Origin of the sequence: Candidatus Aquarickettsia rohweri (genome assembly GCF_003953955.1) — a bacterium.
GTDB classification, from domain to species: Bacteria; Pseudomonadota; Alphaproteobacteria; order Rickettsiales; family Midichloriaceae; genus Aquirickettsia; species Aquirickettsia rohweri.
The window spans coordinates 1-9498 of the sequence record NZ_RXFM01000049.1; the positions used below are offsets into that span (position 1 = coordinate 1).

General features: G+C 26.3%; 9 protein-coding genes and 1 pseudogene. 9 read left to right on the forward strand and 1 reads right to left on the reverse strand.

Going from position 1 to position 9498, the window contains the following annotated elements; genetic code table 11:
• From nuoL to EIC27_RS04045, 9 genes and pseudogenes are all read left to right on the forward strand, one after another.
• Window positions 1–1760: NADH-quinone oxidoreductase subunit L (nuoL, locus tag EIC27_RS04005; protein WP_126044845.1), on the forward strand; the 1760-nt coding region annotated here is incomplete at its 5' end.
• A gap of 1 nt (window position 1761) precedes the next feature.
• Entirely contained in the window at window positions 1762–3255 is a 1494-nt protein-coding gene (locus EIC27_RS04010; protein ID WP_126044846.1) for an NADH-quinone oxidoreductase subunit M, read from the forward strand.
• A gap of 7 nt (window positions 3256–3262) precedes the next feature.
• Window positions 3263–4738, forward strand: coding sequence for an NADH-quinone oxidoreductase subunit N (locus tag EIC27_RS04015; RefSeq protein ID WP_126044847.1), 1476 nt, complete (start codon window positions 3263–3265; stop codon window positions 4736–4738).
• Window positions 4739–4747: 9 nt separating this feature from the next.
• Window positions 4748–5515, forward strand: coding sequence for a type III pantothenate kinase (locus EIC27_RS04020; RefSeq protein WP_126044848.1), 768 nt, complete (start codon window positions 4748–4750; stop codon window positions 5513–5515).
• Window positions 5515–5691 (forward strand): zinc-finger domain-containing protein, encoded by a 177-nt coding sequence (locus EIC27_RS04025; RefSeq protein WP_205702329.1) that lies wholly within the window; start codon window positions 5515–5517, stop codon window positions 5689–5691. Before EIC27_RS04020 ends, EIC27_RS04025 begins: the two co-directional genes overlap by 1 nt.
• A 9-nt stretch (window positions 5692–5700) precedes the next feature.
• Entirely contained in the window at window positions 5701–6768 is a 1068-nt protein-coding gene (locus tag EIC27_RS04030; RefSeq protein ID WP_126044849.1) for an AI-2E family transporter, read from the forward strand.
• Window positions 6769–6781: 13 nt separating this feature from the next.
• Window positions 6782–7029 (forward strand): annotated as a pseudogene (locus EIC27_RS04035) (DUF2312 domain-containing protein).
• 79 nt (window positions 7030–7108) lie between these two features.
• The gene (locus tag EIC27_RS04040) at window positions 7109–8338 is read left to right on the forward strand and encodes a proline--tRNA ligase (protein WP_338140441.1); all 1230 of its coding nucleotides are present in this window, start codon (window positions 7109–7111) and stop codon (window positions 8336–8338) included.
• Window positions 8339–8540: 202 nt separating this feature from the next.
• Window positions 8541–9104: a hypothetical protein gene (locus EIC27_RS04045; RefSeq protein ID WP_126044851.1), complete on the forward strand. Its 564-nt coding sequence runs from the start codon at window positions 8541–8543 to the stop codon at window positions 9102–9104.
• A 118-nt stretch (window positions 9105–9222) separates the two neighbouring features.
• On the opposite strand, the gene EIC27_RS04050 is transcribed toward EIC27_RS04045, so the two are convergent.
• Window positions 9223–9498 (reverse strand): transposase domain-containing protein (locus tag EIC27_RS04050; RefSeq protein WP_153183752.1); only part of this gene is annotated, 276 nt, incomplete at its 5' end.

The window sequence follows — 9498 nt, forward strand, 5'->3', positions numbered from 1 at the left end:
GACATAATATAATTCACATAAAGTTGCTAAAGTGGTTAGATGTTTCATTTTTTAAAGCTTATTGGTCAATCTATATTGATTCGCTTACAGCAGTTATGTTATGTGTGGTAAACATTGTTTCATTTTTAGTGCATCTATATTCTGTTGGTTATATGTCTCATGATAATCATAAGCAGAGATTTATGGCTTATTTATCATTATTTACATTTTTTATGTTAGTTCTTGTAACATCAGATAACCTTTTACAGCTTTTTGTAGGTTGGGAAGGTGTTGGTCTGAGCTCTTTTTTATTGATAGGTTTTTGGTTTAAGAAAAAAAGCGCTGCAAATGCTGCAATTAAAGCATTTTTAGTTAATAGAGTGGGTGATATTGGTTTAGCTTTATCAATTATCTTGATAGCTTTAACTTTTAAAACAATTGAATATCAACAAATTTTTATTCAACTTGATAGATCATATGAAGAATGCTTTTCGTTGTTTGGAATTAAATTTTCTGTAATTGATTCAATTTGTTTGTTGATGTTTATTGGTTGTATGGGGAAATCTGCTCAAATAGGCTTACACACTTGGTTGCCAGATGCAATGGAGGGGCCAACTCCAGTATCCGCTTTAATACATGCAGCAACAATGGTTACAGCAGGAGTGTTTTTAGTAGCTAGATGTTCTTTTATTTTTGAGCAATCAATAATTGCATTAAATATGATAACAATTATAGGGGCAATTACATGTTTATTTGCTGCATCGATTGCCATAGTTCAAAATGATATAAAGAAAGTAATAGCTTATTCGACATGTAGTCAATTGGGATATATGTTTTTTGCTTGCGGCGTTTCAGCGTACTCAGTTGCAATTTTTCACTTAATGACGCATGCGTTTTTTAAAGCATTATTATTTTTAGGGGCAGGTAGTGTAATACATGCAATAAATGATGAACAAGATATTAGAAAGATGGGTGGATTATATAAATTGTTACCAAAATCATATACATTAATGTGGATAGGTTCATTAGCGCTTGCGGGAATTTATCCTTTTGCTGGGTATTTTTCTAAAGACTTAATATTGGAAAGTGCGTATTTGTCTAATACAAGCTATGGGGATTTTGCATTTTGTATGGGTATTATTGCTGCACTTCTAACAGCTTTTTATTCATGGAGACTTATAATTTTAGTATTTCATAAAAAAACAAAATTAGAAAAAAATATTGTGCAAAATATTCATGATGCTCCTAAATCAATGTTTATACCTATGATTGTTTTAGCTATTGGTGCAATATTTAGTGGGTATGTTGGTGAATATATTTTCGAAATGACAAATTCTTCAAGTGATTTTTGGAATCATTCTTTAGCTGTGACTCAGAAAAGTAATGGTGAATTATATATGTTGCCATTTTTAGTAAAACACATGCCTATAATAGCAGGGTTATTTGGTATATTAATAGCTTATATAATTTATGCTAATACTAAAAAAATTGCATGCTTTATTTCAGAAAAATTTAATTTTATTTATAAAATTTTGTTGAACAAATATTATTTTGATGAGATTTATAATTTTTTATTTGTAGATTTTATTAAGAAAATTAGTAATATTTTTTGGAAAATTTTTGATAATAGTATTATAGATGGTATCCCTAATATATTAGCTAGATGTGTTTATAATGTTTCTAGGATTTCTCGTGGGTTACAAACTGGCGTTATAAACCATTATTCATTAATCATGTTTATTGGTTTGCTTACAATAATGATCTTTATTATATTTTATTAGAATGATAGATTTTTCAATTTTAACATATCTTATATTTATACCTTTAGTTGGTGCATTTATAATATACTTAGGTAGTAAATTTTTTAAAAATATAGATACAACAATTTATATTATAGTGTCTGGTTTAGAGTTTTTATTAGGTGCTATATTATGGTTGAAATATGATCTTAGCAATTCAAATTTTCAGTTTGAAGAGAAGGTACCTTGGTTTGAAAAATGGAATATATATTATTCACTCGGAATTGATTCATTTTCAATATTTTTTATTTTACTTACTATTCTTTTAATTCCTATATGTATATTTGTAGGATTAAAATCTATCAAAGAAAATAAAACACTTTTCATTTCACTTTTTTTAATCTTAGAATCTTGTGTGATTGGTGTTTTTTCAGCAAAAGATTTAATATTATTTTATGTATTTTTTGAAGCATTTTTAATCCCCATGTATCTTATTATTGGCATATGGGGAAGCTCTAATAAAGTATATGCTGCGATAAAATTTTTTATTTATACTCTTTTTGGTTCAATTTTAATGCTGCTTGCAATAGCTTATATCTTTATTCATGAGCCTACTTTAGATATAGCAGAGTTACCAAATCACTTAAAAAATTATTCTTTGGATCTTCAAAAGTGGCTTTGGCTTGCATTTTTTATATCATTTGCAATAAAAATACCATTATGGCCTTTTCATACATGGCTGCCAGATGCACATGTTGAAGCTCCTACAAGTGGATCGGTAATTTTAGCCGGAGTATTGTTGAAAGTTGGTGGTTATGGGTTATTAAGATTTAATTTACCTATGTTTCCTGAAGCATCAATATATTTTTCAGAATATGTAATGTGGTTAAGTATAATTGCAGTTATTTATACATCAATTGTAGCTTTGATGCAGGTAAACATAAAAAAAATGATTGCTTATTCATCAGTTGCTCATATGGGGTATGTTGTTGCAGGTATATTTGCATTTAATCAAATCGCAATTCAAGGAGCAATTTTTCAAATGATAAGTCATGGTTTAGTTTCTAGTGCATTATTTTTATGTGTAGGGGTTTTATATGAGCAAGCTCATACAAAAGAAATAGCGCTATATCAAGGACTGGCGCAAAAAATGCCAAAATTTTCTCTTTTATTTACTGTATTTGTAATGGCATCAATAGGCCTTCCGTTAACTTCAGGTTTTGTTGGTGAATTTTTAGTACTTTTAGGGGTATTTGAGGTAAGAAATTTATATGGGATATTGTTAGCTTTAGGAATGGTTTTAGGAGCTTCATATATGCTTTGGTTATATATTAGGATTATTTTTGGAGATTTTAAAAAAACTTTGCAAATTTTAACAGATATACATTTATGTGATAAATTAATTTTAACTTTTATTGCAATATTGGTTATTTTTATAGGAATTTATCCAAAGGTAATAAATGATAACACATATAAAAATTCTATAAATTTAGTAGATTCAATAAAATCAATTAAAAACAACAAGTTAAATATTTGATTATAAAATGATTTTAAAAAATTTAATATCAAATATTTATTATATTTCTCCAGAGATTTTAATTATAATTGGCATATTTATATCAACTATTTATGGGGTGATTTTAAAAAATAATGTAAGAGTTATAGGTAGTTTAATAATATTAACTTTTGCAGGATCTATTTTTCAAATCATCAACATTAACTGCGGGAAAATTTTACTGTTTGAAGGTTCAATAGTTATATCAAAATTTATACAATTTAGTAAAATAATCATATTGTTATGCAATAGTATAATTATCTTAATAATTGCTAATTTTGGCTATAAAGCTACGAATATAAATTCAAAGTTATCTTTTGAAATTCCAATAATGATTGCATTATCTACATTAGGTATGTGTGTGCTTGCTAGTAGCAATAGTCTACTCACATTCTATTTAGGTTTGGAATTGTTTAGTTTAAGTTTATATATCCTCATAGCGACTAATAGAAATGATTCTAAATCAATAGAGGCTAGTTTAAAGTATTTTATTTTAGGTGCAATTAGTTCAGGGATATACTTATTTGGAGCATCTTTGATTTATGGTAATGCTGGTACAATTAATTTTGATGAAATAAGTCTTGTATATCAAACAAATTGTTATGCTAATTTTTGTCTTAAGGATCAAAATTTATTATTTATAACAGGTTTTATATTAATTATTATTACTATAATGTTTAAGCTATCGCTATTCCCTTTTCACAATTGGACCCCTGATGTATATGAAGGAGCTCAAAGTTCGATAGTAGTATTGTTAGCATCTTCTGCTAAATTTTCTGTGCTTGTGATTTTTTTAAGATTAATTTTTGAACCACTTATGGTTATAAAAGACCAATTGCAGCCAATATTTATAGTTATATCAATTTGCTCCATGTTATTTGGAAATATTTTAGCTATTGTACAAAATAATATAAAGCGTCTTTTAGGTTATAGTGCTATCGGTAATATGGGCTTTATGTTGATGAGTATAGTTGTTTATGATAGAAGTTTTTTACATAATACTATTTTTTATTCAATAGTATATATGACACAAATCTTGACATTTTTTGCTTTGATAATAATTTTAAAAAGAAAAATTTCATTTAATAATAACTTAAATGATCTTAGAGGTTTGTCTAAAAATAATTCATTTATTTGTTTTTCTTTAGCAATAATAGCTTTTTCAATGGCTGGTATTCCTCCACTTATTGGATTTTTTGCAAAACTTTATATCTTTATTACATTAATAAATTTTAAAATGTACTACTTAGCTATTATAGCCATTATAGCTACAGTTATTGGATCTTTTTATTGTATTAATATAATAAGAAAAATGTATTTTGATAAAGTAATTAATGGTAGTATTGCTAAAAAGATAAAATTAAATTTAGTAGAAATTATTATTATTTCTTTAGGATTGGGATTTAATATTTTTTATGTATTGTTTCCATCATATATGTTAAAAATTATTAATAATTATATTTAATTAGATATTATGTTATTAACTGTAGACATAGGGAATACTAATATTGTGCTGGGATTATTTGAAAATGATAAACTTATTCATAAATGGCGAATAGCTACACAAAAACAATTAACTGAAGATGAATATGCAAATAAACTATTGCCACTTTTTAATTATGCAGAGATTGATTATACAAAAATAAATGGAGCAATAATTTCATCTGTAGTGAATAAAATAACTAAGCCTATGGCTATTTTTGTTGAAAAATATTTAAAATTATCTTCAATTATTGCCTCTGAAGTTGAACATGATATTAACATAAATATAGATGCTGGAACAAAATTAGGTTCAGATATTTTAGCGAACGCTATTGCTTCAAATAGGATGTATAATGAAAATTGTATATTTATTGATTTTGGTACGGCACTTGTAATAGGAATAATTAAAAAAGAAAAAGAATTTATTGGTGGTTTAATTTTACCTGGTTTACAAACTTCATTTAATTCACTTATTAAAAGTACAGATCGATTGTTTTACACACATTTGTTAAAGCCAGATAATATTGTTGGTAAAAATACGGAGGATTGTTTGAGATCAGGGATGTTTTACTTATATAAAGAGTCTATAAATGGTATTATAAATAAGATAAAAGAAGAATTAGATATAGATTTTAAAGTTATAGTTACAGGTGGAAATGCTATTCTAATTCAAGGTGAAATTAAGAATATTGATGTTTTTGAACCAAATTTGACTCTAGAAGGATTAAATATTCTTTATAAAATGCATAAGAATAAATAATGGAAATAAAAAATAAAAATATTATATATACTGAAAGTAAAAAGGTGAAGTGTGATGGCTTAAAGCAAGAGCTAGGTCATCCTTTAGTATATCTTAATATAAAAAAAGACAAAATAGTATGCCCTTATTGTAGTTTGGAATTCGTATATAAAGAGTCAAAAAATAATTCTAAATAATAATTATAAATGAAATCTAATAATATTTATAGAAATCAAGGAATTGTTGTTTTAATTTTTTTTATTTGCATACTATTTCTTACAATTAAATTAATTAGTATAATTATACCTTTTATCTTAGGTTTTGTTTTTGCATATATTTTAGATCCTATTATCAAATATTGTACTGAAGTAAAAAAATTAAATAAAAAATTGTCTATTTTGGTAATTTTAATAACATTTTTTACTATGTTTTTTTTGATTTTGTATTATCTTATTCCTGGGGTAATTAATCAAGCGAGTGGCTTAATAATGAAGCTTAATGTTAAGGAGTATTTTTCTAAGGATATAGGTATTGAAGAAGTTATCCAATCTCTCAGTCATAAATATCCAGTTATAGGGAATTTAATAGAGAGTAGTTTAGATACTATATACGCTTTTTTCTTTAAGCTTTCTAATCATTTATTTACCAATATAATTCAATCTGGTAAAGTGATATTAAGTTTAGCAACAATCTTATTATTAACACCTATATTAACATTTTATTTTGCTTTAGATATGCAAAAAATAATTAATGCTTTGAAAAAATTGATTCCAATAAGCTATAAAAACGATGTTTTAAAATTATTTAAGGATATCAATACTACGATTGCAAAGTATTTAAGAGGGCAACTTAGCGTATCAATTATTTTAGGTATATATTATACAGTTAGTTTATTTTTGCTGGGTGTTGACTATGCACTTGTACTTGGAATATTTTCAGGATTATCTTTATTTGTGCCATACCTAGGTATAATTTTTAGTTTTATTCTAACCTCAATAATAGCATATAGTCATCTTAAGACATGGTCTATTCTTATTTATTTACTTATTGTATATGTTTTAGGGCATATTACTGAAGGTATATTTATAACACCAAAATTAATGGGTAAGAGTTTAAATCTTCATCCCTTATGGATATTCTTAGGAATTTTTGTTGGGGGAAGTTTATTGGGATTTTTTGGGATTTTATTTGCAATTCCATTGACAGCAATAATAGCAGTGATTATAAGATTCTTTATTAAAGCTTATAAAAAAAGTAAATTATATAAATATTAGTTGGTAAAATTTTATGAATTCAATAGATAATGAAACAAGGAAAATATTAAAACAATATATTGAGAGAATTGAAAGATTAGAGGAAGAAAAGAATAATATTAATAATGACATTAAAGACCTATTAGTAGAAGCTAAAGCCAAAGGATTTGTACCAAATATTATAAAACAAAAGTTATTAAAGCTAGAAAAATGGATACAGAAAAGCTTAATGAGCAAGAGGCATTATTTGAACTTTATAAAAATGCAATTGGCTTAGAATAGTGAAATGAGATTAAGTAACTATTTATTGCCTACCACAAAAGATATAAGCTCTGAAGCTAAATTAATGTCTCATAAGCTAATGCTTAAAAGTGGAATGATTAAACAAAGTTCTTCTGGGGTATATTCTTGGCTTCCGCTTGGGCTCAGTGTTTTAAATAAGTTATCAAATCTAATTAGAGGTGAGCTTAACAAAATTCACTGTCATGAGATTATTTTACCTTCTTTACAACTTCTTTCAATTTGGGAGAAGTCTGGTAGAGCTGTGGAAGATTCTGACATGAAATCGCAAATTTTTCATCTAAAATGCCAAAAGCAAACAGATTATGTATTGCCTGCATCTGGTGAAGAAGCAGTTACAGAGCTTTTTAAAAACAGTGTGAATTCATATAAAGATGTAGGTAAAATATTATACCAAATTACTTGGAAATTTAGAGATGAAATAAGACCTAGGCATGGTGTGATGAGAGCTAAAGAATTTTTAATGAAAGATGCATATTCTTTTGATGTAAGTAAGGAAAAAGCTTTAATTAGCTATGAGAAAATTTTTAAAGCATACTTAAGAATATTTAAAAAAATTGGGCTAAAAGTAATACCTGTACTTGCACCTACAGGTGCTATGGGTGGGAATTATAGTCATGAATTTCATGTTTTATCTGCTAAAAATGGTGAAAGTACAATATATTATCAAGAAGAGCTTATTGACTATTTGGAAGGTGATGGATTTTCACTTATGGGATATGAAAAATTTTATGCAAAAGAAGAAGAGAAACATGATTTAGATGATAGAAAAGCATTGAAGATTGTAAAGAGTCAAAGTATTGAAGTGGGGCACTTATTTTATCTTGGTACAAAATATAGTAATAGTTTAAATTGTAAATATCAAGATAGTAATGGAGAATTGCAATTTGCTGAAATGGGTTGTTATGGAGTTGGTATAACAAGGTTGATCGCTGCAGTGATTGAGAATTGTCATGATGATAAAGGCATCATATGGCCTGATGCAATCTCTCCTTTCAAATTAGCAATTATAAATATTAAAACAGAGGATAGTTTATGTAGAGAATTATCTGATAAATTATATGTTAATTTATCAGATAAATATGATGTTTTATATGATGATACAAATAAAAGTCCTGGTAAAAAATTCGCTGATATGGATTTAATAGGAATAAATTTACAAATAATTATTGGTCCTAAACATGCTGCTAGTAAAAAAGTGGAATTAAAAAATCGCAAAACAGGCGAAGTTCAATTATTTGATATACCAGCTTTAGAATCTACTATTCATGAAAAATTTAAGTCTTGTTAAATAATAATTTTATGAATAATAAAATTAAAAAAAGACATGTAATTTGCATTAAGTGGGGAGATAGATACAGTAGTGATTATGTAAATAAACTTTTTTCAATGGTAGATAGAAATATTACTCTATCTTATCAATTTCATTGTTTAACAGATAGTGATAAAGGTATAGATAGTCGTATAAATATTTTAAAAATACCAAAAATGAAGTGCATTTATGGGGTTGGTGGCAAAAAATTTCTATATTTAAAGAAGTATTTTTTGGATTACAAGGAGATTTACTTTTTATAGATTTATATATGCTGATTTTAAATAATATAGATGATTTTTTCTTATATGAGCAAGGCAAATTATGTGTAACAGAAAATTATTATAATGACAAATGGATTTCTTCATGTGTGATGAGAGTAACAATAGGCTCTAATCCCAAAATATGGAGTGATTTTTGGGAAAATAGCGATGAGATATGTGAGCGATTGAAAAAAAGAGGTGATCAAGCTTATATTAAAGAAGCAGCTGAAAATTATGTGTTTTGGCCAAATAATTGGGTATTGTATTATAAAAATCATTGTAAATATAGATTATTACCAATTAATTTAGGGCTTCCAACAAAAGTATTAAGCTATATTAGTAAAATAGCTAATTTATATGCAAATGAACCAGTTGATGGAAAGATATTAGCATTTCAAGGAAAACCTAATATACATGAAATAGCTGAATATCCAATTTCTAAATATAGAGCTGCTCCTTGGATTAAAAAATATTGGAAATAATTTTATTAAAAATAATTAAAACTACAGATAAAAGTAAACGCTAAAATATCCCCATCTTGACAAGTATTATCCGCCTTTCTTTGGGTTTCTTAAGTTTTTTGATAATTCTAAAAAAAATTTAATTTGATGATATTTTTTTATCAATATTATATGGAAGTAAATTTACTAACTCTTTTGGATCAGAATAATCATGAATATGATTCAGCAAATATTTTAAATAATCATAAGGATTAATCTTATTTACTTTGCAAGTTTCAATAATACTATAAATATTTGCACTAGCTTTAGCACCCTTAGTTGTTGCACAGAACATCCAATTTTTTCTGCCAACTGCAAATGGTTTTATACTACGCTCCGAATCATTATTATCAATACGCAGTCTTCCATCTAAAAG